This is a genomic window from Caulobacter sp. GSs2 (assembly GCF_058680895.1).
The window spans coordinates 3,695,205-3,720,081 of the sequence record NZ_CM178725.1; the positions used below are offsets into that span (position 1 = coordinate 3,695,205).

Annotated in this window: 29 protein-coding genes and 2 tRNA genes; 15 read left to right on the plus strand and 16 right to left on the minus strand. The window is 67.2% G+C overall.

The window, feature by feature from the left end:
* Positions 1-31: 31 nt before the first annotated feature.
* A complete protein-coding gene (locus tag ACW17Z_RS17860) occupies positions 32-757 on the plus strand; it encodes a glutathione S-transferase family protein (protein WP_492056986.1) in 726 nt (241 codons plus the stop codon).
* On the opposite strand, the gene ACW17Z_RS17865 is transcribed toward ACW17Z_RS17860, so the two are convergent.
* The 7 genes from ACW17Z_RS17865 to ACW17Z_RS17895 form a co-directional block, all read right to left on the minus strand.
* Positions 754-1,695: a formylglycine-generating enzyme family protein gene (locus ACW17Z_RS17865; RefSeq protein ID WP_492056987.1), complete on the minus strand. Its 942-nt coding sequence runs from the start codon at positions 1,693-1,695 to the stop codon at positions 754-756. The two genes, ACW17Z_RS17860 and ACW17Z_RS17865, sit on opposite strands and share 4 nt — an antisense overlap.
* Before the next feature lie 59 nt (positions 1,696-1,754).
* Positions 1,755-2,000 carry a hypothetical protein gene (locus ACW17Z_RS17870; protein WP_492056988.1) on the minus strand — a complete coding sequence of 82 codons (246 nt, stop codon included), beginning with the start codon at positions 1,998-2,000 and terminating at the stop codon, positions 1,755-1,757.
* Entirely contained in the window at positions 1,991-2,662 is a 672-nt protein-coding gene (locus tag ACW17Z_RS17875) for a polysaccharide deacetylase family protein (protein WP_492056989.1), read from the minus strand. The genes ACW17Z_RS17870 and ACW17Z_RS17875 overlap by 10 nt, the downstream gene beginning before the upstream one ends.
* Complete coding sequence (locus ACW17Z_RS17880; protein ID WP_492056990.1) at positions 2,659-3,897, minus strand: SGNH/GDSL hydrolase family protein; 1,239 nt, start codon at positions 3,895-3,897, stop codon at positions 2,659-2,661. Before ACW17Z_RS17880 ends, ACW17Z_RS17875 begins: the two co-directional genes overlap by 4 nt.
* 86 nt (positions 3,898-3,983) lie before the next feature.
* Positions 3,984-4,847 (minus strand): dienelactone hydrolase family protein, encoded by an 864-nt coding sequence (locus tag ACW17Z_RS17885; RefSeq protein WP_492056991.1) that lies wholly within the window; start codon positions 4,845-4,847, stop codon positions 3,984-3,986.
* A 416-nt stretch (positions 4,848-5,263) separates the two neighbouring features.
* A tRNA-Val gene (locus tag ACW17Z_RS17890) sits at positions 5,264-5,338 on the minus strand.
* A gap of 70 nt (positions 5,339-5,408) precedes the next feature.
* A complete protein-coding gene (locus ACW17Z_RS17895) occupies positions 5,409-6,122 on the minus strand; it encodes an HAD-IA family hydrolase (protein WP_492056992.1) in 714 nt (237 codons plus the stop codon).
* Positions 6,123-6,192: 70 nt separating this feature from the next.
* On the opposite strand from ACW17Z_RS17895, the gene glmU reads away from it, so the two are divergent.
* From glmU to ACW17Z_RS17945, 10 genes are all read left to right on the plus strand, one after another.
* On the plus strand, positions 6,193-7,578 hold the full coding sequence (glmU, locus tag ACW17Z_RS17900) for a bifunctional UDP-N-acetylglucosamine diphosphorylase/glucosamine-1-phosphate N-acetyltransferase GlmU (RefSeq protein ID WP_492056993.1): 1,386 nt from the start codon (positions 6,193-6,195) through the stop codon (positions 7,576-7,578).
* Positions 7,575-8,255, plus strand: coding sequence for a ribose-5-phosphate isomerase RpiA (rpiA, locus tag ACW17Z_RS17905; RefSeq protein WP_419320987.1), 681 nt, complete (start codon positions 7,575-7,577; stop codon positions 8,253-8,255). Before glmU ends, rpiA begins: the two co-directional genes overlap by 4 nt.
* A gap of 47 nt (positions 8,256-8,302) precedes the next feature.
* Positions 8,303-9,697 carry a glutathione-disulfide reductase gene (gor, locus tag ACW17Z_RS17910; RefSeq protein ID WP_492056995.1) on the plus strand — a complete coding sequence of 465 codons (1,395 nt, stop codon included), beginning with the start codon at positions 8,303-8,305 and terminating at the stop codon, positions 9,695-9,697.
* Between the two features lie 50 nt (positions 9,698-9,747).
* Positions 9,748-10,893, plus strand: a complete 1,146-nt coding sequence (locus ACW17Z_RS17915) for an O-antigen ligase family protein (protein WP_419320991.1) — start codon at positions 9,748-9,750, stop codon at positions 10,891-10,893.
* 128 nt (positions 10,894-11,021) lie between these two features.
* Positions 11,022-12,401: a class II 3-deoxy-7-phosphoheptulonate synthase gene (locus tag ACW17Z_RS17920; protein WP_492056996.1), complete on the plus strand. Its 1,380-nt coding sequence runs from the start codon at positions 11,022-11,024 to the stop codon at positions 12,399-12,401.
* A 117-nt stretch (positions 12,402-12,518) separates the two neighbouring features.
* Positions 12,519-13,391, plus strand: a complete 873-nt coding sequence (locus ACW17Z_RS17925) for an aspartyl protease family protein (RefSeq protein ID WP_492056998.1) — start codon at positions 12,519-12,521, stop codon at positions 13,389-13,391.
* Between the two features lie 92 nt (positions 13,392-13,483).
* Positions 13,484-15,274 (plus strand): long-chain-acyl-CoA synthetase, encoded by a 1,791-nt coding sequence (locus tag ACW17Z_RS17930; RefSeq protein ID WP_492056999.1) that lies wholly within the window; start codon positions 13,484-13,486, stop codon positions 15,272-15,274.
* Between the two features lie 66 nt (positions 15,275-15,340).
* Entirely contained in the window at positions 15,341-15,964 is a 624-nt protein-coding gene (locus ACW17Z_RS17935; RefSeq protein ID WP_419320999.1) for a hypothetical protein, read from the plus strand.
* A gap of 6 nt (positions 15,965-15,970) precedes the next feature.
* Positions 15,971-16,270 carry a winged helix-turn-helix domain-containing protein gene (locus ACW17Z_RS17940; protein WP_492057000.1) on the plus strand — a complete coding sequence of 100 codons (300 nt, stop codon included), beginning with the start codon at positions 15,971-15,973 and terminating at the stop codon, positions 16,268-16,270.
* A 79-nt stretch (positions 16,271-16,349) separates the two neighbouring features.
* Positions 16,350-17,204, plus strand: coding sequence for an alpha/beta hydrolase (locus ACW17Z_RS17945; protein ID WP_492057001.1), 855 nt, complete (start codon positions 16,350-16,352; stop codon positions 17,202-17,204).
* Here the strand turns inward: ACW17Z_RS17945 and ACW17Z_RS17950 are convergent.
* Entirely contained in the window at positions 17,201-18,094 is an 894-nt protein-coding gene (locus ACW17Z_RS17950; RefSeq protein WP_492057002.1) for a M23 family metallopeptidase, read from the minus strand. The two genes, ACW17Z_RS17945 and ACW17Z_RS17950, sit on opposite strands and share 4 nt — an antisense overlap.
* A gap of 4 nt (positions 18,095-18,098) precedes the next feature.
* Positions 18,099-18,773: a hypothetical protein gene (locus ACW17Z_RS17955; protein WP_419321007.1), complete on the minus strand. Its 675-nt coding sequence runs from the start codon at positions 18,771-18,773 to the stop codon at positions 18,099-18,101.
* 185 nt (positions 18,774-18,958) lie between these two features.
* Between ACW17Z_RS17955 and panD the strand changes: the two genes are divergently transcribed.
* Both panD and ACW17Z_RS17965 read left to right on the plus strand, forming a co-directional pair.
* On the plus strand, positions 18,959-19,315 hold the full coding sequence (gene panD / locus ACW17Z_RS17960; RefSeq protein ID WP_419251790.1) for an aspartate 1-decarboxylase: 357 nt from the start codon (positions 18,959-18,961) through the stop codon (positions 19,313-19,315).
* 1 nt (position 19,316) lies between these two features.
* On the plus strand, positions 19,317-19,781 hold the full coding sequence (locus tag ACW17Z_RS17965; protein ID WP_419321010.1) for a hypothetical protein: 465 nt from the start codon (positions 19,317-19,319) through the stop codon (positions 19,779-19,781).
* Here ACW17Z_RS17965 and ACW17Z_RS17970 read toward each other — a convergent pair.
* Positions 19,778-20,524, minus strand: a complete 747-nt coding sequence (locus ACW17Z_RS17970; RefSeq protein WP_492057003.1) for an SIMPL domain-containing protein — start codon at positions 20,522-20,524, stop codon at positions 19,778-19,780. The two genes, ACW17Z_RS17965 and ACW17Z_RS17970, sit on opposite strands and share 4 nt — an antisense overlap.
* A 145-nt stretch (positions 20,525-20,669) precedes the next feature.
* On the opposite strand from ACW17Z_RS17970, the gene ACW17Z_RS17975 reads away from it, so the two are divergent.
* Positions 20,670-20,745 (plus strand) — tRNA-Ile (locus ACW17Z_RS17975).
* 23 nt (positions 20,746-20,768) lie between these two features.
* Here the strand turns inward: ACW17Z_RS17975 and ACW17Z_RS17980 are convergent.
* Both ACW17Z_RS17980 and ACW17Z_RS17985 read right to left on the minus strand, forming a co-directional pair.
* The gene (locus ACW17Z_RS17980) at positions 20,769-21,158 is read right to left on the minus strand and encodes a type II toxin-antitoxin system HicB family antitoxin (protein WP_419321016.1); all 390 of its coding nucleotides are present in this window, start codon (positions 21,156-21,158) and stop codon (positions 20,769-20,771) included.
* 4 nt (positions 21,159-21,162) lie between these two features.
* The gene (locus ACW17Z_RS17985) at positions 21,163-21,351 is read right to left on the minus strand and encodes a type II toxin-antitoxin system HicA family toxin (protein ID WP_419321018.1); all 189 of its coding nucleotides are present in this window, start codon (positions 21,349-21,351) and stop codon (positions 21,163-21,165) included.
* Between the two features lie 140 nt (positions 21,352-21,491).
* On the opposite strand from ACW17Z_RS17985, the gene ACW17Z_RS17990 reads away from it, so the two are divergent.
* Positions 21,492-21,659, plus strand: a complete 168-nt coding sequence (locus ACW17Z_RS17990) for a hypothetical protein (protein WP_492057004.1) — start codon at positions 21,492-21,494, stop codon at positions 21,657-21,659.
* A 15-nt stretch (positions 21,660-21,674) separates the two neighbouring features.
* Here the strand turns inward: ACW17Z_RS17990 and ACW17Z_RS17995 are convergent, their stop codons facing one another.
* The 4 genes from ACW17Z_RS17995 to ACW17Z_RS18010 all read right to left on the minus strand — a co-directional run bounded on the left by ACW17Z_RS17995 (position 21,675) and on the right by ACW17Z_RS18010 (position 24,838).
* Positions 21,675-22,034 carry a MazG-like family protein gene (locus tag ACW17Z_RS17995; RefSeq protein WP_492057005.1) on the minus strand — a complete coding sequence of 120 codons (360 nt, stop codon included), beginning with the start codon at positions 22,032-22,034 and terminating at the stop codon, positions 21,675-21,677.
* 2 nt (positions 22,035-22,036) lie between these two features.
* Positions 22,037-22,645, minus strand: coding sequence for a TetR/AcrR family transcriptional regulator (locus ACW17Z_RS18000; protein ID WP_419321022.1), 609 nt, complete (start codon positions 22,643-22,645; stop codon positions 22,037-22,039).
* Between the two features lie 64 nt (positions 22,646-22,709).
* Entirely contained in the window at positions 22,710-23,732 is a 1,023-nt protein-coding gene (locus tag ACW17Z_RS18005; RefSeq protein WP_492057006.1) for a glutathione S-transferase N-terminal domain-containing protein, read from the minus strand.
* Between the two features lie 11 nt (positions 23,733-23,743).
* Positions 23,744-24,838: an MBL fold metallo-hydrolase gene (locus tag ACW17Z_RS18010; RefSeq protein ID WP_492057007.1), complete on the minus strand. Its 1,095-nt coding sequence runs from the start codon at positions 24,836-24,838 to the stop codon at positions 23,744-23,746.
* Positions 24,839-24,877 lie beyond the last annotated feature (39 nt).

Below are 24,877 nucleotides of genomic sequence, written 5' to 3' on the forward strand. Positions count from 1 at the left end.
TGCATCGAACGCTGCTGGACGGAGATGCGAGATGATCACCCTGTACGCCACGGGCGCGGGCTTTGGCCTGCCGGAACTGAGCCCCTACGTCACCAAGACCGAGATCCAGCTGATGATGGCGGGCCTTGACTATCGCAAGGCGCCTGGCAGCCGCGAGACCGCCCCCAAGGGCCAGCTGCCGTGGATCGACGACGACGGCCAGACGATCGGCGACTCCACCTTCATCCGAGCCCATATCGAGCGGAAGTACGACATTGATCTGGACGCAGGGTTGTCGTCCCGCGACCGGGCCCAGGCCTGGGCCCTTGAACGGATGATCGAGAACCACCTGGGCTGGGCTTCCTCATACTTCCGCTTCATGAACCCGGCCAACTTCGCCAGGGGCCCCGCCCACTGGTTCGATGGCGCCCCCGAAGACATGCGCGCTGGCCTTCGTGAGGGACTGCTGGACGCGGTCGCGGCCAACCTGCACGCCGTCGGTGTCGGCCGGCACAGCCAGGACGAGATCGCGTGGCTTGGGACGCTGTCGCTGCGGGCCCTGGACGAGATCCTCGGCGAGAAGGCCTTTGTGATGGCCGACCACCCGACGGGTGTCGACGCCATCACGTTCGGGGTGCTGGCCGGGATCCTGACGTCGTTCTTCGACTCGCCGCTTCGCCGCGAGGCCGAGCGTCACGACAATCTGGTGGCCTATGTCGACCGGATGATGGACCGCTTCTATCCGGCCCACCCCTGGCGTCTGCGCGAGGCGGCTTAAGCGCCGCGCACCACGCAGCGAAAGCCGATGTGGCTGGTGGTGGTGTCAATCGGCTGCGGGTGACGCGCCGCTGGTCGATAGCGCCGGCAGTAGTTTTCCGCGCACAGGTGCGAGCCGCCCTTCAGCACCCGTCGCGGAATGACCGGACCCGGTTGGGCGGGGTCATGGCTGCCGCCGCTGGCCGGACCGCGCGGATTGCGGGGTGCGCAGCAGGGTCTGGTCGGGCTGCCCTCGTGGCGGTCGGCCCACCAGTCCGAGGTCCATTCCCAGACATTGCCGATCATGTCGTAGAGGCCGTAGCCGTTGGCCGGGAAGGTCCGCACCGGCGAGGTGCGCTCGAACCCGTCGGTCAGCAGGTTCTCGCTCGGAAAAGCGCCCTGCCAGTAGTTGGCCAGCATCGCCCCGCCGGGCGCCAGTTCCTCACCCCAGGCATAGGCGGCGGCTTCCAGACCGCCCCGCGCGGCGAATTCCCACTCGGCCTCGGTCGGCAGGCTCTTGCCGGCCCAGGCGGCGTAGGCGGCGGCGTCGTCGTGGCTGATATGGATCACTGGATGATCCTCGATCCCGGCGATGGAGCTGCCTTCGCCAAAGGGCTGGTTCCAGCGGGCGTCGAGGATCAGCCGCCACCATTCCCCGCCGCCGGCGCGCGGATCGACCCGGTGGGCCGGCCGCACGAACACCGCCGAGGCCGGGTGGGCGAAGGCGGGGTCCATGCCGGGATAGAGCTTCGGATCGGGCGGTATCTGCGCCAGGGTCACATGGCCCGTCGCCGCGACGAACCGCGCGAACTGGGCGTTGGTGACCGGGGTCTCATCGATCCAGAACGGATCGACGGCCACGGGATGGGCCGGGGCCTCTTCTGGATAGTGTTCGTCCGAACCCATCTGGAAGACGCCGCCGGGCAGGGCGATCATGCCGTCGAAGGAAGCCTGGCTCATTGTCGCTGTTGTAGGTCGTGGTGGGGGATCTTGTCACGCCCCGTGCCAGTAGTGCGGGGCTAACGGCAGACCTGGTCCAGCGCCGCCAGGTCCAGCGACAGCGGCGGAACGGGCAGGCCTCTGGCCGCCATGGCGTTTTCCAATGTGACGAGGGCCGCCGCCGGCGCGGCGGCCAGATCCGCCGCATAGAACGGATGCGCCTGCGCCGCTTCCAGCGAGACCAAGGTCACGCCCAGGGACCGGTAGAGCGCCAGCAGGCGGGGGGCCATGCGGGCGTCGAACGCGCCCAGGTGCATCAGCAGCACATAGGGGTGTCCTGGCCGTGCAGCGTTGCTGACAGGGCGCGGGAATGGGCCAGGCTCAGCTCGGCGGCCTTCAGGTAGCGGGTCTCGAGATCGGCGATGGCCTTCTGATCGCCCCCGGCTACGCAGCGGGCATAGGGCTCGTTCCAGGCGTAATCGCCAAAGCTCATGGTCACGCTGGCGATGTGATAGCCGCGCGCCTTCAGCAACTCGCGAACGGCGGCGCGCTTTTCGGGCGTGTCGCCCTCGCTGAGGAAGGGGAAGCGGAACCAGCGCCAGTCCGAGCCTGCGGCCAGGCCCTGCAGCAGGGGCTCGTTGCGGGTCAGTTCGGCTTCGAAGGTCGCGACGTCGATCCGGGCCAGGTTCAGATGCGCCCAGCCGTGGTTGCCCAGCGGGTAGCCGGCGTCGCGCCAGATCTTCAGGACGTCAGCCGAGTCCGGCTCGCGCTCGGTCTGGACGCCGTTGATGAAGCCATAAACCGGGGCGGCCTTGGCGTCCTTCAGGGCCGCGAGGAAGGTCCTCGCGATACCCACGCGGGTCTCGCCGTTTGGCAGGGCGCTGTGAGCCGGCAGGTCATCGACCGTGATCGCCATCCTGATGTCGGAGGCCTGGGCTGTGATGGGCGCGGCGACCAGGCAGGCGGCGAGAAGCGCGCGCAGAGTCATCGAGCGAACAGTTCCAGCGGAATGGACTGGGCCATGAAGCGATAGCCGTCCATCGAAGGGTGCAGGCCGTCGCCGGAATCATGGGCCGGAGCCAGCCGCGTCGGATTGGCCGGGTCGCGCATGATCGCGTCCATGTCGACGACGGCGTCGAAGTTGCCGGGCGCGCGGATCCAGGCGTTGATGGCCGCGCGGTCCTGCTCGTTCAGGGCGTCGGGATGGTAATAGCTTGATCCGCCATAGGGCATGATGGTCGCGCCGATGATCGTGATCCCTCGGGCGCGGGCCTTGTGGACCATCTGGGCGTAGGCGGTGGTGACCTCGGCGACCAGCGCTGCATGCCGGTCGGCGCTGACCGGCTGGTCGCGGGTCAGGACACCTAGGTCGTTGACGCCCTCCAGCACCAGCACATGGGTCACGCCGCTCTGCATCAGCACATCGCGGTCAAAGCGGGCGGCGGCGTTGGGCCCCAGCCCGTCCAGCAGGACGCGATTGCCGCCGATGCCAAGGTTCAGCACGCCCAGCTTGCGGGTCTTCGAATTGGCCTGCAGCCTTGCCGCGAAGACGTCGGGCCAGCGCTGGTTGGTATTGGGCTTGACGCCATAGCCGTCGGTGATCGAGTCGCCGATCAGGGCGATCGCGCCCGCACCCTTGCCGGCCTCGACCTCGACGCCCGACAGCTGGAACCAGTGGTCGGTCTTCTGGGCGCCCGGCAGGTCGGCGGCCGAGGCCTTGTCGCCCTTGACGACATAGGAGGTCGCCCGCGAGCCGGGGTGGCTGGTCTGCACCGCCGGGGCCCTGTCGATGTGGATCGTGATGGCGAGGTCCGACAGAGGCGGGGCCTTGAAGGCGACGGGGTCGGAAAGATACTCGGCGCCGGGCGGCACGACGACCTCTGCTCTGCCGGCGAAGGTGACGGGGCGGTCGGTGGCGGGGTCGATGGCCGGGGCGTCGTTGGTCAGCGGACGGGCCACCCGGGCGGCTGTGACTCGCAGGGGTGTCGTGCCGAAAGCGTTGGAGATCCGAACGCGCAGGCGGTCGCCGCCGGTCGTCAGCCGCACGATCTGGCGCAAGGTCGCGTCGTTCAGCGCCTCGGCGGGCAGGGCGTTGTGCTCTTCCGGAACCTGCTGGGCGCTGGCCCAGCTTCCGACCCAGCGGCTTTCCGCGTGGGCGGAGACGCCCAGCGTCAGGACCAGGGCGGCTGCCAGGCCGAGGGTGCGGCGGGTGATCTGGATCATGCTTGCTCCGGCACGGCCTGGGCGGGCCGATAGCCGCATTCGTGATAGGCGAAGGCGGCCGCGCCGGTGACAGCGCGGCCCAGACCTCAGCCCAGGGTGCGCTTGTACAGCGCCAGCAACTCGGCCCAGGCCTTTTCGGCCGCAGGCTCGTCATAGACCTGGCTGCCTTTCACGGTCCAACCGTGGGCCGCGCCGGCATAGACCTCGATCTTGTTCGGCCGCTTGGCCGCGTCGAGAGCGACCTTCAGCTTTTCCTTGTCGGCCGGATCCTTCTTGTCGTCGTTGTCGGCGACGCAGATCAGGTATTCGGCCTTGCTGACCGGCAGGGTCAGGTGCGGACTGGTCGGGGCCTCGGTGACCAGACCGCCGCCGTGGAAGCTCGCCACGGCCGCCACGCGCGACGGCGAGACGCCCGCCGTGCGGAAGGCCAGCGGGCCGCCCATGCAATAGCCTTGCACGCCGACCTTCTTCTTTTTGTTGGTCTGGGGCAGGGCGTCGAGGAAGGCGATATAGGCTGTCGCGTCCCTGTCAGTGCCCTCCGGCGTCACGGTGGCCCGCATCGGCATGATCTTGGCGCGGTCCTCGGGACTGGCGAAGTTGAAGCCGCTCTCGACCACCGGGGCCTTCTTGACCCGATAATAGAGGTTGGGAACCAGCACCACATAGCCCGAGGACGCCAGCCGCCGACCCATCTCGCGGAAGGCCGGCCGCAGGCTGACCACGTCGGGCCAGACCACCACGGCGGGCCACGAGCCCTTGCCCTCGGGATAGTACAGAGCGGCGTCCGCCACGCCGTCCGGCGTCTTGATCTCGACGTCCTTCTCCACGACCGGCGCGCCTGCATGGGCCGCGCCGCCGAGCCCGGCGGCCAGTACGGTCATCAGACCGAAGGCGCGGCGGGACACGGTGGGATCGTGGATCAGGCCGGGGTGGATGTCGTCGTCACACATGGCCGATCCTCGCAATGCGATTTGAAACAGGCCGGGACTTTCGCCGCGAATGCGCGGCGAGGGAAGCCCATTGCGACGCGCCGTCGATGTTCGCGTCCAGGCGTTGCGGCCATAGGTTATCCACAGGCGTTGTGGATAACCTATGGCCGGTTGGCGGCTCTGGGCAGGGATGGCTGCCTAAAGCTGCGCCATATTGTCCCGATCCCTGGAATTACCGCGTCCTGCCCTTGATTGTTTGGTCGGTAGCGCTACCTGACAAGGCGTGAGGCGCGAGCGCCTCTGCCCTTCCTGGGCGTTTCCTCCCTAATGACTGGCCCGGCCTGCGAAGGTCGGGCCTTCTTTTTGGCCGGAACGCTGGAGGCGAGGCGCGCGCGAGGCGGCGTCCGCGAAGCATCTGAATCAAAAAGAAGGGGGAGTGGTGGTCGCGACAGGGATTGAACCTGTGACATCCTGCGTGTGAAGCAGGCGCTCTCCCGCTGAGCTACGCGACCTAACCGTTTCGGGCGGTTCAGAAGAACCGTTCTCGCCGGGCCGGAAGACCGATCCGCGAGAGGGACGGGCCTATAGCCCGGTGTTTGGCCGGGGGCAAGAGGCCAGAAGGCCGATACAGGCCTGGGGCACATCTAAAAAGCTGTGGATGACCAGATCGCCGCCCAGGGTCTCCACGGGCTCTTCAGTATAGCCGAAGCTGACCAGCAGGGCCGGGACGTTGGCCCGGACAGCCGCGAGGGCGTCGTTGATGCTGTCGCCGACCATCACCGCCCGGCGCGGATCGCCGCCTACGGCCTGGATCGCGGTCAACACGTGGATCGGGTCGGGCTTGGCGGCGGGCGAAAGGTCCGCGCCGATCACGGCGTCGAAGGCTGTGGATAACTCAAGGGCGTCCAGAAGGGCGACCGACAGATTGGTCAGCTTGTTGGTGCAGACCACCAGCCTCGCCCCCGCGCCGCGCAGATCGGCCAGAACCTCGACCACGCCGGGGAAGGGCGCGCTCTCGTGGGCGATGCGATCGAGATAGACCGCGATGAACCGCTCCACCAGCTTTGGGCCAGTCAGGGCGTCCAGCGGATGGCCGGCGGCGGCGAAGCCGCGCTCCAGCAGGGCGCGGGCGCCACGTCCGACCATCAGTCGCACGTCGTCAAAGGGCAGCGGCGGCAGACCCTCTTCGACGAGGATCATGTTCAGCGCTCCGACCAGGTCGGGCGCGGTGTCGACGAGGGTTCCGTCGAGGTCGAAGGCGATGGTGGCGCCTTTGAGGGCTTGAAGGTCATGCATTGATCTGGCCTTTCGGCTAAACGGCCGGCTAATGCAACTTTGGTTCGTCCCCTAGAGAGTCGCCAGGACCATGACCAGCTCCGCTTCGAACCGCCCCCGGGCCGCCGTGATCCTCGCCGCCGGCCAGGGGACGCGGATGAAGTCGCCGACCCCCAAGGTGCTGCACAGGATCGCCGGCCGGGCCCTTCTGGACCACGCCATTGACGCCGCCGAGGCGCTGGGCTGCGCGCGGATCGTCGTGGTGGTGGGCGCCCACAGCCCCGCCGTCGGTCTCCACGCTCGCAAGCGTCTGGGCGATGCGGCCGTGGTGATCCAGGATCCGCCGATGGGCACCGGCCATGCTGTTCTGGCCGCCAAGGCCGCCCTGGCCGATTTCGACGGTGACGTGGTGGTGACCTTCGCCGACTGTCCGCTGCTGAGCGCGGCGGTCATAGAGCCTTTGTTCGATCTGCGCGCTTCCGGCGCCGATGTGGCGGTGCTGGGCTTCGAGGCCGCCGATCCGGGCGCCTATGGCCGCCTGATCCTGGCCCCCGGCCATGTGCTGCTGCGCATCGTCGAAGCCAAGGACGCTGATGATAGCGTCAAGCAGGTCAAGCATTGCAACTCCGGCGTTCTGGCCGCCGACAGGGCCCTGCTGTTCGACATTCTGGGCCAGGTCGGCAACGACAACGCCAACGGCGAATACTACCTCACCGACGTGGTCGGAATCGCCCACGGGCGCGAGCTTTCGACCCGCGCCAGCTTCGCGGCCGAGGCCTCTGTGCAGGGCGTTAATTCCCAAGCCGAACTAGCCGCCGCCGAGGCCGTCTGGCAAAAGCGCCGCCGCAACGCCCTGATGGTCGAGGGCGTCACCCTGCCGGCCCCGGAGACGGTGCATCTAGCCTGGGACACGAAGATCGCCGCCGGTGTGACAGTGGAACAGTTCGTGGTCTTCGGACCCGGCGTCAGCGTTGCCAGCGGTGCAGTGATCAAGGCCTTCAGCCATCTGGAAGGCGCGACCGTGGGCGAGGGGGCCCTGATCGGTCCCTATGCCCGCCTGCGCCCGGGCGCAGAGATCGGGGCCGATGCGCACATCGGCAACTTCGTCGAGGTCAAGAAGGTCAAGGTCGGAGCCGGCGCCAAGGCCAACCATCTGAGTTATCTGGGCGACGGCTCGGTAGGCGAGAAGGCCAATATCGGGGCCGGCACGATCTTCTGTAACTATGATGGCTTCGACAAGTTCGAGACCCATGTCGGCGCGGGGGCCTTCATCGGCTCCAACAGCGCCCTGGTCGCGCCGGTGCGGATTGGTGACGGGGCGATGACCGGTTCAGGCTCGGTGATCACCAAGGATGTGCCGGAAGGCGCTCTGGCGCTGTCGCGCAGCGAGCAGAAAAACAAGAGCGGCTGGGCCGAGGCGTTCCGGGCGCTGAAACTGGCCAAGAAGGCCAAGGCCGCCAAGAGGGACAAGACATGAGCGCCGACGATCAAAAGCGTCTGTCTGGCGAAGCCGCCGCCGAGCTGGTCGAGGATGGCATGGTGGTGGGCCTGGGCACCGGCTCCACCGCCGCCTGGTTCGTCAAGGCGCTGGCGGCCCGCAAGCTGGATATCCGGGGCGTACCGACCTCGGACGCCACCGCCAATCTGGCTCGGGAACTGGGCATTGCCCTGGCCGCACTGGACGACGTCAAGGCGCTGGACCTGACGGTCGATGGCGCCGACGAGATCGGACCGGGCCTCAGCTTGATCAAGGGCGGCGGCGCGGCGCTGCTGCGTGAAAAGCTGGTCTGGGAAGCCTCCAAGCGCTGCGTGGTCATTGCTGACGCAGCCAAGCACGTAAAGCGGCTGGGCAAGTTCCCATTGCCGATCGAGGTGGTGCGGTTTGGCCATGTGCATACCGGCCAGCGCCTCGCCGACATCGCCGCCGAGTTCGAACTGCCGCCGCCGCGCCTGCGGATGGCCGATCGCGGCGTGGTGGTCACCGACGGCGGCAACCTGATCTACGACATGGCTTCGGGCAAGATCGAGGAGCCGGCGGCCCTGGCCGCAGCGCTGAAGGCCGTGACAGGCGTCGTGGATCATGGCCTCTTCCTGGATCTGGCCGACGAGGCGCTGCTGGGCACTGACGATGGCGTGGTGCGCCTGACGCCGTGAGTTCCTAGATAGAGCGCCGCTGTTCCTTAGCCTGACTGGAGCCTTCGATGGCTGACTATGACTTCGACCTGTTCGTCATCGGCGCCGGCTCCGGGGGGGTGCGGGCCGCGCGTCTGGCTTCGCTGTCGGGAGCCAAGGTGGCGGTGGCGGAAGAGTATCGGGTCGGCGGCACCTGCGTGATCCGGGGCTGCGTGCCCAAGAAGTTCATGGTCTATGCCAGTGAGGTCTCCACGCAGCTGAAGACCGCCGAGGGCTTTGGCTGGACCATCGGCGAGCGGTCGTTCGACTGGAAGCGATTCCTGCACGACAAGGACGTTGAGATCGCCCGCCTGTCGGGGATCTATGTCACCAACCTGCAGAAAGCCGGCGCGGATCTGCTGCACGGCAAGGCCCGGGTGATCGACCCCCACACCGTCGAGGTTCTGCCCAAGGAAGGCAGTCAGGACGCTGGCCGCTATACCGCCCGCAAGATCCTGATCGCCACCGGCGGCCGCCCCGTGAGGCCGGATTTCCCAGGCGCCGAGCTGGGCATCACCTCTGACGAGGCCTTCCACCTGCCCACTCTCCCCAAGCGGGTGCTGGTGGTGGGCGGCGGCTATATCGCGGTTGAGTTCGCCGGCATCTTTAACGGTCTGGGCGTGGAGACGACGCTGCTCTATCGCGGCGCCAACATCCTGCGCGGTTTTGACGACGACGTCCGTTCGCACCTGGCCGACGAGCTGGAAAAGCGCGGTATCAAGGTGGTGCTGGGCTGCTCGCACAAGAGCCTTGAGCAGACAGAGGCCGGCCTGGTCAGCACGCTCAGCAACGACCTGACGTTCGAGACCGATGCGGTGATGTTCGCCACCGGCCGCGAGCCCTATGTCGAGGGGCTGGGCCTGGACAAGGTGGGCGTCAAGCTGAACGAGCGCGGCGCGATCGCCGTGGACAAGCATTCGAAAACCAGTGTCGATGGCATCTGGGCCGTCGGCGACGTCACCGACCGGATCAATCTGACGCCCGTGGCGATCCGCGAGGGGGCGGCCTTCGCCCAGACCGAGTTCTACGACAATCCGACCAGCTTTGATCACGACCTGGTGGCCTCGGCCGTGTTCTCGCAGCCGCCGGTCGGGGTGGTCGGCATGACCGAGGCCGAGGCCCGGCACGAGTTTGGCAAGGTGGATATCTATCGCTCGGTCTTTCGGCCGATGAAGGCGACCTTCTACGGCGCTCAGGACCGGTGCCTGATCAAGCTGGTGGTCAAACAGGACGACGAAAAGGTGGTTGGCGTCCACGTGGTGGGGCCGGACTCGCCCGAGATCATCCAGATGGCCGCCATCGCCGTGAAGATGGGCGTCACCAAAAAGCAGTGGGACTCGACCTGCGCCGTCCACCCGACCCTGGCCGAGGAACTGGTGACGATGAAGGAAAAGTACGCGCCGGCCGATGTGGGCGCCGGATGAGGTCTGTCGCCGGCGCGCAACGTTCCACGAAATGGCTAGGGGCTGTCGCGGTGTTCACCATCGCGCTGGTTCCGTTCGTGGGCTATCTCGCGCCGCTGGGCTTTGCGCCGCTTCTGGCCCTGTGCGGGTTGCTGTCGACGCCGGGCCTGGCGCAGTCGCGGCCGGCGTCGCCTCCGGCCATGGCGTTGTTCGTCCTGGTGGTCTGGGCCCTGATCAGCCTGTCCTGGAGCCCCGGCGCGCCGAACCCGGCCGACCTGAAGGACAGTGGGGACATGGAGTCCTTCACCGGACTCAAGCTGCTGTTCCAGTTGGCGCTGTACGGTTCGGCGATCGCCGCCATGCGCGGCCTGTCTGACCGGTCCGCCCGCAGCGCCGCCACGGTGCTGGCGGTGAGCGCCCTGTTTCTGGCCCTTCTGGTCGCCCTGGACGGGGTGAGCGGGGCGGCCTTCTATCAATGGCTGAGATCCGCGACCAACGATCCGATCCGACCCGATCTTGCGGTCGTGAAGGTGTCGATCGCCACCTACGCCCTGGCGCTGCTGTTCTGGCCCACGGCCCGGATCATGAGCGGGCGGGGCTGGACGCCCGCCGCTTTCGTGCTGCTGGGCGCGGTGATCATCGGCGCCCTCGCGCTGAGCGCCGACGCCAGCTGGGCCGCCCTGGCATTTGGCTTCGTGGCCTTCGGGGCAGTTCGGCTGTTTGGCAAGGTGGCTGCGCGCCTGCTGGTCGCCGCCGTCGCCGCGCCCTTCGTGCTGGGTCCGATCATGTTGCTGTGGGGCGTACATTCGGGACTGATCGCCTGGCTGCATCGCCACGTGCCGCGCTCCTGGGACGCCCGCCTGGATATCTGGGCCTTCACCGCCGACCATGTGCAGGCCCACGCCATTCGCGGCTGGGGCCTGGACGCCAGCCGCACCTTTGGCCCGGCGATCCCGCTGCACACCCACAACGCCGCCATGCAGCTCTGGCTGGAGCTTGGCGCGGTGGGCGCGGCCTTGGGCGGCATCTTCTTCAGCTGGGTCGCTTACAGGATTGTGGCCCTGACCGGCGAGTCCCAGGAGGATGGCGCCATAGCGGCTGGCGCTCTGGTCACCTATCTGACCATCGGCGCTCTGAGCTTTGGGGTCTGGCAGGAATGGTGGCTGGCCCTGGGCGCTCTGACCATCATTGCCTGCGATATCTCGCGCAAGGATTGAAGTCGCCACGCCGTCCGCTAGGATGAACTTTCCTCACTCTCGTCAAAAAGCGGCGATCGGCCGCATGATTTTGCCTTTTCCCTGCGGCTACGGTAAAAGCCGCTCCCTTTGAAGTTATAGAGCCTGTCATGACCTCGCGTTGGACCCCCGCCACCTGGAGAGCAAAACCCGCCAAGCACATCCCGTCCGACTATCCGGATGCGGGCGCTGTGGACCGGGTCGAGCAAACACTTCGCCAGATGCCGCCGCTGGTGTTTGCGGGCGAGGCGCGTCGGCTGAAGACCCTGCTGGGTGACGTGGCCGAAGGCCGCGCCTTCCTTTTGCAGGGCGGCGACTGCGCCGAGAGCTTCAAGGAATTCCACGCCGACAACATCCGCGACACCTTCCGGCTGATCCTGCAGATGGCGGTGGTGCTGACCTTCGCCGGCGGCAAGCCTGTGGTGAAGGTGGGCCGCATCGCCGGCCAGTTCGCCAAGCCGCGCTCGGAGCCGATCGAGACCATAGATGGCGTGACCTTGCCGTCCTACCGGGGCGACAACATCAACGGCATGGACTTCACGGCCGAGGAGCGCATCCCCGATCCAGATCGTCTGCTGAAGGCCTATGGTCAGTCGGCCTCGACCCTGAACCTGCTGCGCGCCTTCGCCAATGGCGGCTATGCCGACCTGCACAACATCCACCGCTGGACCTTGGGCTTCGTGGGCGACAGCCCGCAGGGCGCGCGATACCGCGAGCTGTCGGAAAAGATCAGCGAAAGCCTGGCCTTCATGGCCGCCATCGGCGTGACGCCGCAAAGCCATCCGGGCCTGCATCAGGTGGAGTTCTTCACCAGCCACGAAGCCCTGCTGCTGGGCTTCGAGGAAGCCATGACCCGCGTCGATAGCACCTCGGGCGACTGGTACGACACCAGCGCTCACCTGCTGTGGATCGGCGAGCGCACCCGTCAGCTGGACGGCGCGCACATCGAGTTCATGCGCGGCGTCAAGAACCCGATCGGCCTCAAGTGCGGTCCCACCATGGAAGGTGACGACCTGCTGCGCCTGATCGACGTGCTCAACCCGCACAACGAGCCGGGCCGCCTGACCCTGTATGGCCGCTTTGGCTCCGACAAGATCGCCGACCGCCTGCCGCGCCTGATGAAGGCGACCAAGGCGGCCGGCCGTTCGGTGGTCTGGGCCACCGACCCGATGCACGGCAACACGCTGAAGGCCTCGACCGGCTACAAGACCCGGCCGTTCGACCGCATCCTGTCGGAAGTCAAATCGTTCGTGGAGATCGCCCATGCCGAAGGCGTGCACCCCGGCGGCGTCCACCTGGAAATGACCGGCCAGAACGTCACCGAGTGCCTGGGCGGGGCGCGGGCGGTGGGCGAAGGCGATCTCGCCGACCGCTACCACACCCACTGCGATCCGCGTCTGAACGGCGAACAGGCCCTGGAACTGGCGTTCCTGGTGGCCGAGAAGCTGAAGTCGGATCGCGACGATCAGCGCAAACTGGCCACCGGCTGACGCGCCGGTCGTCATTGCTGGCGCCCCTTCAAGCGCGGGTATAGCCTCCGCCTCTCATGGAGGAGGCGGGGTGAAATGATGGGTTCAACCATCTCTCGCAGGGGTCTTGCGGGGTTGGTGGCGACGCTCGTCGCCGCGCCGGCCCTTGCTTGGGACCCGAATGCTCCGCAGGTCGCCCGCGAAGAGCCGCTGAAGTATCTGGATGTTGCCCGTCGCCTGACGGTGCAGGTCATGCTGAACGGCCAGGGGCCGTTTCACATGATGATCGACACCGGGGCCAACAGCTCGATGATTTCCATCGAGACCGCAGACAGGCTGGGACTGGCGCGGGGCGAGCCGGTGAACGTGCACGGCATCGCCGGCGTGCACGCTGTCGACACCGTGGTGATCGACACCCTGCAGATGGGTCACCGCGTCCGGCGCCAGATGAAGGTGTCGATCGTCGCCGAACGCTATCTCGGCGCGGCTGGCCTGTTGGGCCTGGACTGGCTGGGCGCCGACAACCTGATGCTGAACTATGGTCAGCGTCGCATGGCTGTTGGCGAGCGCTTGCCGCGGGCCGACGACCAGACCGTGGTGGTCAAGACCCGTACGCGCAGCGGTCTGACCCTGATCGACGTTTCCATGCCCGGTCAGACAATGGTCGCCCTGCTGGACAGCGGATCCATGGCGACGATCGGCAATCTGGCGCTGTTCCGGGCGGCGCAGAAGCGCAAGGCGATCATTGGTGAAACCTTTGATATCCAGCTGCGCGGCGCCACCGGCCAGACCCTGCCCGGGCGACTGGTGGTGCTCAACCGGCTGACCCTGGGCAAGATGACCCTGGTGAACGTGCCCGTGGTCATGGCCGCGGTTCATACCTTTGACTACTGGGGACTGACCCGTGAGCCGGCGATCCTGATCGGCTCCGATATCCTGCAGAAGTTCGAAACCGTGGCCCTGGATTTCAAGCGCCGCGAGGTGCGCTTCAAGATCGCCGGTCGCGGCTGAGGCCCGTCTGACGGAAACGCGCGCGGCGCGCGACGGTGCAGCTTGACCCGCCGCGCGGCGCTCTCCAATGGTTGTTTGAATGGAGGGTGCTTATGCGTTTGCAGGCTAGGTTGAAGCGCGAGTGGGTGTTCCTGAAGGGGCTGATGCGCACGCTCAAGCGCGTGAAATCCATCGCTCCCGACAGCGCCAACCTGATCTGCGATGATCTCGAAGCGGCGGTCGACCGTTGGTCTGGCAGCCCCGCGATCACCTTTGAAGGCAAGACGATCACCTATGCCGAGCTGGATGCCATCGCCAACCGTTACGCCCACTGGGCCAAGGGGCAGAGCATCACCCGCGGTCAGACGGTGGCGCTGTTCATGCCCAACCGCCTGGAATATCTGGCCATCTGGTACGGGCTGTCGAAGGTGGGCGTCGCCACCGCGCTGATCAACAACCAGCTGACCGGCCCGGCCCTGGCCCACTGCCTGAACATCTCCCAGGCCTTGCATTGCATCGTCGATCCCGAGACCTCGCCCTGTTTCGAACAGGTCAAGGATGGTCTTGGCCGTCACGTCCAGCAATGGGTGTTGGGCAAGGCTCATGGCGACCAGCGCGATCTGGTCAACGCCCTGAAGAGCTGCAGTCAGCTGCGTCCCGATCGCGAGACAGCCCGGGGCGGGCTGACCGCCAAGGACACCGCACTCTACATCTTCACGAGTGGCACCACCGGGCTGCCAAAGGCCGCGCGCATCACCCACATGCGGACGCAACTCTATATGCGCGGCTTCGCCGGTTCGACCGACGCGCGTCACACCGACCGCATCTATGTGACCTTGCCGCTCTATCACGCCACCGGCGGCCTCTGCGCCATGGGGGCGGGGCTGTTGAATGGCGGGTCGATCGTGCTTCGCAAGAAGTTCTCGGCCACGCACTTCTGGAGCGATATCCGCACCGAGAACTGTACGATGTTCGTCTATATCGGCGAGCTGTGCCGCTATCTGGCCAACCAGCCGGCCAGCGACGAGGACCGCAACCACAAGATCCGTCAGATCTTCGGCAACGGCCTGCGGCCCGACGTCTGGGACGACATGATGGATCGCTTCAAGGTCGGCGGCGTACTGGAATTCTATGGCGCCACCGAAGGCAATGTCTCGTTCTTCAACTTCGACGGGCGGCGCGGGGCCATCGGCCGTATCCCCGGCTATCTGAGGAAGAAGTTCAACACCCGCATCGTGCAGTTCGATGTGGAAACAGAGATGCCGATCCGTGGCGCCGACGGTTGCTGCATCGAGGTGGCGCCGGGCGAGGTTGGCGAATGTATTGGCCAGATCGCCAATGACGCCCGATCCAACTTTACCGGCTATGCCGACAAGGCTGCGACCGAGAAGAAGGTTCTGCACGACGTCTTCGCCAAGGGCGATGCCTGGTTCCGGACCGGCGACCTGATGCGCACCGACGGCGACGACTACATCTATTTCGTCGACCGGATCGGCGACACCTTCCGCTGGAAGGGCGAGAACGTCGCCACCAGCGAGGTCTCCGAGCGCCTGGCCGGGGTGCCCGGGGTGCTGGAGGTCAATGTCTATGGCGTCAAGATCGGCGACCTCGACGGCAAGGCCGGCATGGCCTCGCTGGTGGTGGGACCCGAGTTCGATATCACGACCCTGGCCGAACATGTCGATCGGGAACTGCCGGCCTATGCCCGGCCTATCTTTGTGCGCCTGCAGCGCGAGATCGAGACCACCGGCACCTTCAAGTATCGCAAGATCGATCTCGTCACCGACGGTTTCGACCCGGCCATGACCAAGGATCCGCTCTATTTCCGTGATCCGGCCAAGGGCTATGTGAAGATCACCAAGGCGGTCTGCGCCAAGGTCGTGGCTGGCGGATTCAAGCTCTAAGAAGAACTTTACATTTCAAAGTGAGTTCGCTATTCCTCGCCTCATTGAGCGCTGGGGAGATGCGTTGTGACTGAAGAGATGAAGGCCATCCGCGACGACATCGCGTTCATGCGCGCCCTGGCCGAAGAGGGGCGTCAGGCTCCTTTGCTGGGCGGCTCGATGCTGGTTGCGGCGGGCGCGATCTTTGGTACGGCCAGCCTGATCCAGTGGGCGATCCTGTCGAAGGTGTTGCAGGCTCCATCCGTGATGCTGATGGTGGTCTGGGTCGCCGCCGTTCTCCTTCACCTGGTGATGGTGGCCGTGCTCAGGCGCGGGGTCGGCGCCAAGCCCGGGGCGGGCTCATCTGGCAATCGCGCCATGCGCAACGCCTGGATGGGCGTGGGCTGGGGCTGTTTCGTGATCTTCACCGCCCTGGCCGTGGCCAGCTGGAAAACCCGGGACCTCAACCTGATCAACTTCTCACCGTCCATCGTGCTGGCGCTCTATGGCGGCGCATGGTCGGTGGCGGCGGCGATGTCTCGGATAGTCTGGCTAAGGGTCGTGGCGGTCGCCTCTTTCGCGAGCGCCATCGGGATGGCGCTGCTGATGGGCAGTAGCTGGGCCTGGCTGGGTTACGCCGCCGCCCTGTATCTGCTGGCTATGGTCCCGGGCCTGATCCTGATGCGACAAGAACCTTCGGACATCGTCTAGGTCGCCATGGACGATTTCGAGATCGAACACATCGACGAGGTCATTCACGGGCGCGTGCGTCTGGGGATCATGGCCTATCTGTCGGGCGCCGAGGTCGCGGAGTTCAACGCGCTGAAGGCCAAGCTATCGGTCACCGACGGCAACCTGTCGGTCCACCTGCGCAAGCTGGAAGACGCGGGCTACGTGGCCATCGACAAGAGCTTCGTCGGTCGCAAACCTCTTACGCGCGTCAGCCTGACCGAGATCGGCCGCACGGCCTTTGGCCTCTATCTCGACGCCATCGGCAAGCTGGTCGATGGGCGCTGAAATCGCCTCGTCCAAACCCGCGTTTCTCGCGTATCTGTAACAAGACGCAGGGGCGGAGCGAGACGTGGTGAGTGGTTCTATGACGCGACGCGTCGGCTTGACGGCCCTGGCGGGATCCTTGGCGAGCGCGTGCTCGCCGCTTTCGATGTTCGCGACCCTGACGCCCAAGGACGCCGCTCGCACGCCCTTGCGGGGCGCAGCCTACGGGAAAGGCGCGCGTCAGACGCTGGACGTCTATGCGCCGCCCACGGCCACGGGCGCCGAGCCGGTGGCGGTGTTCTTCTATGGCGGTTCGTGGGATTCTGGTCGGCGCGCCGACTATGCCTGGGCGGGCAGGGCGGTGGCTGCGCGCGGTTTCCTGACGCTGGTGCCAGACTATCGTCTCTATCCCGAAGTCGTCTTTCCAGACTTCCTCGACGACTGCGCGGCGGCGGTGCGCTGGGCGGTCGACAACGCCAGAGCCCTGGGTGGGGATCCTGACCGGGTCGTCCTGATCGGTCACTCGGCCGGCGCCTACAATGCCGCCATGCTGGCCCTGGACCCTCGCTATCTGAAGGCGGCGGGCGTCGAACCCGGGGCTGTCCGGGCTTTCGCTGGACTGTCGGGACCTTATGATTTCCTGCCCCTGGATGGGCCGGTCACGCGGCGCACCTTCGGTCAGGCCCCGGATCTGCCGGCCACCCAGCCGGGACAGTTCGCGAGCGCCCGCTCGCCGGCCGCTTTCCTCGCGTCCGGAGACGCCGACACCACGGTCTATCCGCGCAACACCCGCAAGCTGGCCGCCGCCCTGCGCCAGGTGGGCGGCAAGGTCGAAGAGCGACACTATCCGGGGCTCGACCACGCCGACACGGTGCTGGCCCTGTCGCGCCCGTTCCGCGCCAAGACCAACCTTCTGGGCGAGATGACGGCCTTCCTGAAGGCCGCTGCGATCTAGCTGCAGACCCCGCCGTTCAGCTTGCGCTGATAGGCCTCGGCCAGGCTGAGATACGGCGGGATGAAGGTCTGGACCGCCACCGGCTTGCCGTCGGTCGTCACCCCGGCCAGGCCCGCCCGCATCTCGAAATGCAGGTGGATGGTAGTGGGCGTGCCGCCAAAGTCGTTGGACACCTTGCCCAGCTTCTGGCCGGCCGTGACCTTGGCTCCCTCGGCCACCGCCAGGGTCGACATCTGCATGTGCAGGTAACGGTAGGTGTAGTGCGGCGCGGCCTTGCCCACGAGCGTCACGGTATAGGTCCCGATGTCGGTGATCGTGCCGGCCTCGGTGGCGACCGCCCAGTGTTCGTTCTTCTTGCAGGTGGCCGGGCGGATGTCCTGGCCCTGGTGACCGGTTCCCGAGGCGCAAAGGGGGCTGGTCCGCGAGCGCGCCTCGCAGAAATTGTCACGCCAGGGCAGGGTGTAGTTCAGGCTGTCGCACTGGCTGGGCTTGCCGGGCGGTCCCATGCCGCCGCCGGGGCCATAGACCTGGGAGTTGGCGAAGCCGGCTTCCTGCAGGGGCCAGCACATGGCCGGCGCCCAGACGGTGCGATCCAGATAGCCCGAGCCCTGTCCGCTGGGCAGCTGGCCGGCGGGGCCGTGGTCGAAGGTGGCCGGCGAGGGCGCGGGCGGCTCGGCCGGCTGCACCGGATCGCCGGGGCTGGGCGGCAGGGGCTCGGAGGCTTCCTGCTCGGCGCCGCCATCCACGGGCTCGTCATCGGCCTTGGGCGGGCCGGGGTCGGCCGACGGCGGCTTGGGCGGCGCGTCGGGCGCGGGCGTCTTTGGATCGCAGGCGGTCAGGGCCAGGGCGGCCAGAACCGCCAGGGCCAGGGGCGCGGTCAGCTTGCTCATCGGCTCAGCCCCCCAGGCCGGCTTCGGCGCGGGCGGCGGCGCCCAGCACCACAGTCGTGGTCTTGCCGACCAGACCCAGCACATAGTTGTCGTCAGCGCAGCGTAGGTCGCCCGCCTTCTCGCAGCGGATCTCGACGGTGTAGAGCACGCCATAGCGGATGAAGCTGGCCAGCTGGCCATCGACCGTGCGCTGCACCGTCAGGCCTTCGGGACCAACGGGATCGATCTTGAGGGGCTTTGAAGCGGGCAGGGGAATGATGGCGGTCGTGCCGCTCAGCGAGATGCCGGCCCCGGGGGCGTCGGCTGTGATCGTATAGTAGTCGCCGAAGCTGTAGATACGCGCCCCGGCCGTCAGCTTGGCGTCATTGGGCAGCAGGATCGGCACGCGGGTGGCGTCCACCTCGCCCTTGTCCAGATTGGCGCCCAGGGTGTCGGACGCGCCGCCGCTCTGGCGCAGGCCGCCCACGGCGCCCTGCCAGTCGACCCGGCCGCCTCTGCGGGGTGGAACGGTCGTCGCCGGAGGGACCCGGGTCACTACGGGCGGGCGGGTGGCGCCGATCGGCGCGCCCGTCGCTGGATCCACCCGTGTCTGCGCCGTCACGCGCGAGGCGATGGTCGCGCCAACGCCCACGGTCGCGACGACTATGGCCGCCGCGACGATCAGTTGTCCGTTACGCATGGTCCCCACCGCATAACCCCGTTCTTTCAACTCTACCGCGGATAGAAGGTCTTGTTAACCCTTTCGACTCAGGTGAGGCGATTGAACCGGCGCGGCTTCGTGGCTATATGGCCGCACTGCCTTGGGCCCATGTGTGTGGCGGCCCCAACAAAGCCCAGCTTACTCAAGGGGATACAGGTTCCGCCATGCTGCTCACCATGCTCAAGGCCAAGCTTCACCGCGCCACTGTCACCCAGGCTGACCTGGACTATGAAGGCTCGATCGCCATCGATCGCGACCTGCTGGACGCCTCGGGCATCCTGCCCAACGAGCAGGTCGATGTACTGAACATCACCAACGGCGCGCGCTTCACCACCTACGCCATCGAGGCCCCGCGCGGCTCGAAGGTGATCGGCGTCAACGGCGCCGCCGCGCGTCTGGTGCAGAAGAACGACACCGTCATTATCGTCACCTACTGCCAGCTGCCGGCCGAGGAAGCGCGTAACTACGCGCCGACCGTGGTGCTGCTGGATGACGGTAACCTGATCAAGAAGGCCGCCTAGGATGCGCCGTCTGGTCGGACTAACCCTCGTCGCCGGCCTGCTGGCCGGCTGCGCGCCCAAACTTCCCGAAGGGATCGATGAGACCCGCCTGACGGAATCCATCGGTCGCGCCATCGGCTCGCCCTCGACCTGCGTGATGGTGGCCGACGCCTCGGGTGCGATGGTCTGGCGCGCGGGCGGCTACATCACCTGCGCCCGCAACCTGCCCACCTGCGCGGGCGGCCAGCCGGTGATCGCCGAGGTCGTGCTCAAGAGCGCCATCGGCAAGCCGGCCCGCTTCGCCAGCTGTCCGACGGGCACGGGCGGGGTCAACACCGTCGGCTGGGCCATGGGCCCGGTGCCGACCAGCGAGGGCAAGCCCGCCCGCAACCTGACCTATGTGGCGGTCATGGAAGGCGAGCGGGCCCTGCCGGGGCGCGAGGTTCAGGAGCGCGTCGAGCGCGCCTTCACCAAGGCTGGCTTTTAGCGGGCCACCTCATAGGTGGCCGTGACGTCGATCCGCACCTTCAGCTCGCCGGCGGCGATCTGGGTGGAGTCGGCCATTTCGCGCTTGGCCATGGCGAACACCGGCATCGGCTGCGCGGGTGAATAGCCGCCGCCTTCGCCCAGATTGACCAGGCGCACGATCTTGTAGCCCGTGGCCCGGGCATAGAGGTCGGCCTTGGCCTGCAGGGCCTTCACGGCGTCCATGCGGGCTGCGTCCTCGGCGACCTGCGGGTTTTGCAGGCCAAAGCTGATGCCGCCCACTGTGTTGGCGCCGGCGCCGACCGTGGCGTCCACCGCCTGGCCCAGCTTGCCCAGGTCGCGCACGGTCACCGTCACCTGGTTGCTGACCTGATAGCCGTTGAACTTGGGCGGCTGGTTCTGCTCGTAGATGTATTGCGGGTTGACGTTGAGGTTCGAGGTCTGGATGTCGCGGTCGGCGATCCCGGCCTTGCGCAGGGCGGCCATCACCTGGTTCATCTTCGCGCCATTGGCCTTCAGCGCGCCGGCGGCCGTCATGTCGTCGGTCTGCACGCCCAGGGTGATGGTGGCCATGTCGGGGGCGACATTGGTCTCGCCAAAGGCTGCCAGGCTGAAGGTGGTGGCGCGGAAGGCGGCGTCCGGCGCGCTCTGGGCCATGGCGGGGGCCGAGGCGAGGGCCAACGCGCCCCCCAGGGCGGCGGGGATCAGGGCGGCGGAGGCGATGCGGGCGGCGAACGAAGTCATGACTGAAGTCTCCTGTCGGGTGGTCCTGTAAGCTTGACCGACCCTGTATGGTTCCCTGATGACGGAACGAACCTGAACGGGAGCTTTAAGCCGCGTTGTGCCCATGCTAATGCGCCCTTCCTCCGAACGTGACGCCCGTTCATGGGGGCCTGTAGCTCAATGGTTAGAGCCGACCGCTCATAACGGTCTGGTTGGGGGTTCGAGTCCCTCCGGGCCTACCAACCTTCTCTGACGTCATCGGCCCTTAAGCCGCCATTGCCCGCTTGGCCGCCTGAGCCAGGAAGCCCGAGCGCGTGAAGCCGTGGGCCTCGGCGTACTGGTCTATCGCGCGCAGGGTGTCGTCGGGCAGGGTGATGTTGACCCGCACGATCTTGGTCTTGGTTTCGGCCATGACCAGGATGGCGACGCCGTCGCGGTTGACCGGATCGGTCATCACGGCTTCCAGAGATGACGGCTCGGGGATCGGCTCGTCGTCTTCGGCCAAGCCTTCCAGGTGCAGGGCCAGGGCTTCTTCCGCCATGGCGCGGGCCTCGTCCAGGGTCGAGCCGGCCGTGACGCAGCCGGGCAGGTCGGGGAACGACACGCCGTAGTCGCTGGCGGCTTCCTTGTGGATCAGGGCGATATACTGGACCATTTGACTACCTGAGCTTGATCCCGGCCTGCGCCTCGATGGAGCGCAGTGTGCCGGTCGGGAAATCCTTGCGAGGGTGCGGAACCGTCACGCGCCCCGGCTTGGTAGGATGCTTGAACTGCTTGTGCGACCCCTTCTGGGCGACCTCCCGCCAGCCGTCGGCCAGCAGCGCCGAGATGATGTCGCGACTATTCATGCGTAATTATACACACGAGCGTGCTTTTGCAAGGTGCGTGTGGATCAATGCGCACGGCGCGCCCCGCGCGCAGATCGCCGACTCATGAGATCGTCATGCTCTGGCGGCATGGTCCCGCCCGAACCGATCTTGGGAACCCTATGAAACCGCCGATCAAACGCCTGTCCGACCTCAAGCCCGCCACCCAGGCCGAGGTCTATGCGCGCGCTACGCCCAAGGCCTCGCGCCGCAAGACCGCTAAGGTCCTGACGCCTGCGGAGAAGGCGGTGTTTCTGGCGTCGCGGCCGGATCTGGCGCCGAAATCCTGAGCCAGCCTTTAGCTTCTAGATTGATGAGGGTTCGCTGGCGGTCTCCGCCATCCGCGTCCGCAACCCGACCTTCTCCGACGTCTTGTTGAACTTCTCCGCCACCGCCCGGTCCAGGTCGATGCCCAGCTGCATGGCGATCAGGTCGGCGCAGATGATGACGTCGGCCAGTTCTTCGGCCAGGTCGGCGACGCTGGCTCGCGAGCCGGCAATGCCCATGCGCTCGCGTTCCAGCTTCTTGATCAGGTTGCAGGCCTCGCCTACCTCGCCGGCCAGTTCGTTGCCGCGATAGGACAGGGTGATCTGGCCGTCGGTGTCCCACTCGGCCTGCCGGGCCAGGTTGGCGGCGCGCAGGGTGGGGTAGGGGGCGTCGCTCATCGTCAGGCCTCGTCGAGAATGCGGCGGACGGCGGCGCGCAGCACCTCTGACGCCTTCTCGATGCTCAGGCCCTGCTCGCGGCGCAGGCGCGACCAGGCCTCGAAGCTGAGCAGCAGGTCCAGGGTCTCGACCTTCAGCGGGTCATCGGCCAGCGGCGGGCGCAGCTCGCGCACCAGGATCTGGCGCAGGACGATCACCAGCTTGCCGCTGTCCTGGCTGAGAAAGCGCGAGCGGTGGCGATAGGCTTCCGAGGCATGCTTGAAGGGCGCGATCCGCTCGAAGGCGAAGGCGCGGCGGTCAACCAGTTCGAGGATGCGGTCCTTCCAGTCGGTCGACCGGAACGGGGTGTGGACCACGGCGCGCAGCTCGTCCTCGATGGCGACGGACATCTCGCTGTACAGGCTGTCCATGTCCTTGAAGTGCCGGAACACGGTGCGCAGACCCACATCGGCGCGGGCCGCCACCTGCTCGGCGCTGGGCGACATGTCGCCGGTGCGGATGATCTCCAGCATGGCGTCCACGATGCTGGCGCGGTTGGTCTGGCCGCGACGGCGACGGCCATCGGTCTGCTGCGCCGGATCGTCGGTCGCCTTGCTTGCTTCTTGCGTCACGCAACCCCGCCAGACAAATCAGCTCCGGATTTCCTTAAGGCGCAGCGCTCTCTGGCGCCAGTGTTCACGCAAACAGCGGTGCGCAGCCGGTGGCCTCCATCAGGTCGTCGATCAGGGCCCGGTCGGTTTCGCCGAGCTTGGCCCGGGCCTCGCGCAGCCAACCCAGGCACTTGGCCTGGTAGGGGAAGGGCGGCTGGGTCCAGGGCAGACCGTCTACCGTCGTCTCCACCGTGGCCGCGCCCGTCATCACCGCCCTGGCATTGGCGAGCATGACGGGCGGATAGACCCGGCCGATCTGGGCGAGCACCGCCAGCAGGGTCGGGGGCGGGGCGTCCAGGCTGATCCAGTCGTCGTCGCCCGGCTCCAGGCCCGACAGGTCCTCCATCTGGCTGACCCAGGCAAAGACCCGGGGCGCGATCTCCAGAGTCAGGGCCATGGGCGTGGGGTCGAACTGCGCCAGCTGGGTCAATTGTCCGTAGACGGCGAAGTCGCAGGCGGCGGGGCGCGCGCCCAGCAGGAACGGCTGGACGGTCAGGTGGGCCTCGAAGGCTTCGAGGAAGCGACGATAGCTGGCCTCGATCACCGGCGCCGTGGTGGGGTTGGAGCCCACCACGTACAGGCGGTCGATCTGCCGTCGGCTGAACTGCTCGCCACGCTGGGCCAGCTCGGCGTCGGGAATGGCGGCCCCGCGCCAGCACGGCAGGATGGCGGCGGCGCGGGCGATGTCGGCCGCATAGCTCCAGCGATAGTGGAACATCGCCTTGGTCAGCCACTCGTCGGCATAGTCCTCGATCAGGGCGTCGATGAAGGCCAGGGCCGGGTCGGGCGGAATGATCGAGCGGCCGGCGTGCTCGGCCTCCAGCCGGCGGATGATCGGCGAGGAGTCGACCACCGCCTCCAGAGCCTCGTCAGGACCTGGCAGGTAGAAGGTCGGCAGCAGCTGCACCTTGGGCCGGGGCAGGCCGTCCAGCGCCTGTCCCGAGCTGGGCAGGAAGCGATAGGCAAGGCGGCGATAGCGCAGCACCGCCAGCATCTTGCGGGTGTAGGGCGAGCCGGGCGCGCCGCTGAGCGCGATGGGATCGGTCATGGCAACCTCGGCTAACGGAACATCTTGAGACGGTCGCTGACCACGATCTCCTTGGAGCCGGCCGGCAGGCTGACGAAGTCGCCGTCGCGGCCGACCTTGATCCTGCCCGGGAAGATCTTGCGCGAGTCGCCCAGGAACGGACCTTCCAGCGCGCCGATCGGCAGGGCCGGGGTGATGTGGGTGAACAGCAGCATGCCCACCTTGTCGCGCTGGGCCAGGCCCGCGACCTGCTCGGGCGAGGCGTGATAGCCGGGGATGTCGCTGAAGATCTTGGCCAGCCGCTCGCGGCCCGCCGCCTTGGCCGCCCGCTGCTGTGCGGCCACCAGATTGGGGGCCAGGGCCTCGTGCACCAGCAGGTCAGCGCCCTTGGCGGCGGCTTCGACGCGGGGTGAGAGGGCCGTGTCGCCACTGATCACCACGGTGCGGCCCTTGTAGGTGAAGGCGTAGCCGACGGCGGGGCTGACAGGGTCATGCTTGACGGGGAAGGCGGTGACCTTGAGGTCCGGTTCGTCGATCAGCACCACGTCGGGCTGGTCGGCAGCGGCGGTGAAGGTCAGGGCCTGGCCGCCGAAACCGGAGGGCGGCACCACGGCCGCGCCGTGGTGGCCGGTGCGATAGCCCTGGTCCATACGGTAGGCCGACATGAAGCCGCCGACCACGGGCTCGACGCCCAGCGGGCCGTGCACGGGCACGGGGCTGGCCGAGCCGCTGCCGGCCCAGCGCTGCAGCATCATCTCGCCCAGGCCGTCGATGTGGTCGGAATGGAAGTGGGTCAGGAACACCGCCTCGATCCGGGCAGGTGGCAGGTTCATCAGCGACAGGTTACGACTGGCGCCCGAGCCAGCGTCGATGACGAACAGGCGCTTGCCGGCCAGAACCGCCGTGCAGGGACCTGTGCGTTTGGGGTCGGGCAGGGGGCCGCCGGCGCCGCACAGGCCGACATGCAGGCCATCGGCCAGGCCATCATCGGGCGCGCGGGCCATGGCCTTCACATACAGCTTCTCGACCATGGTCTGCGCGATCTGGCCGCGCGCCATCCAGCCGCCCAGTCCGGCCGTGACCACCAGTCCCAACACCGCAAGTCCGACGACTGTCCTGCTTCGCATGGTCGATCCTCCCGTTCGGACGGGCTTGACCCCGCCTCA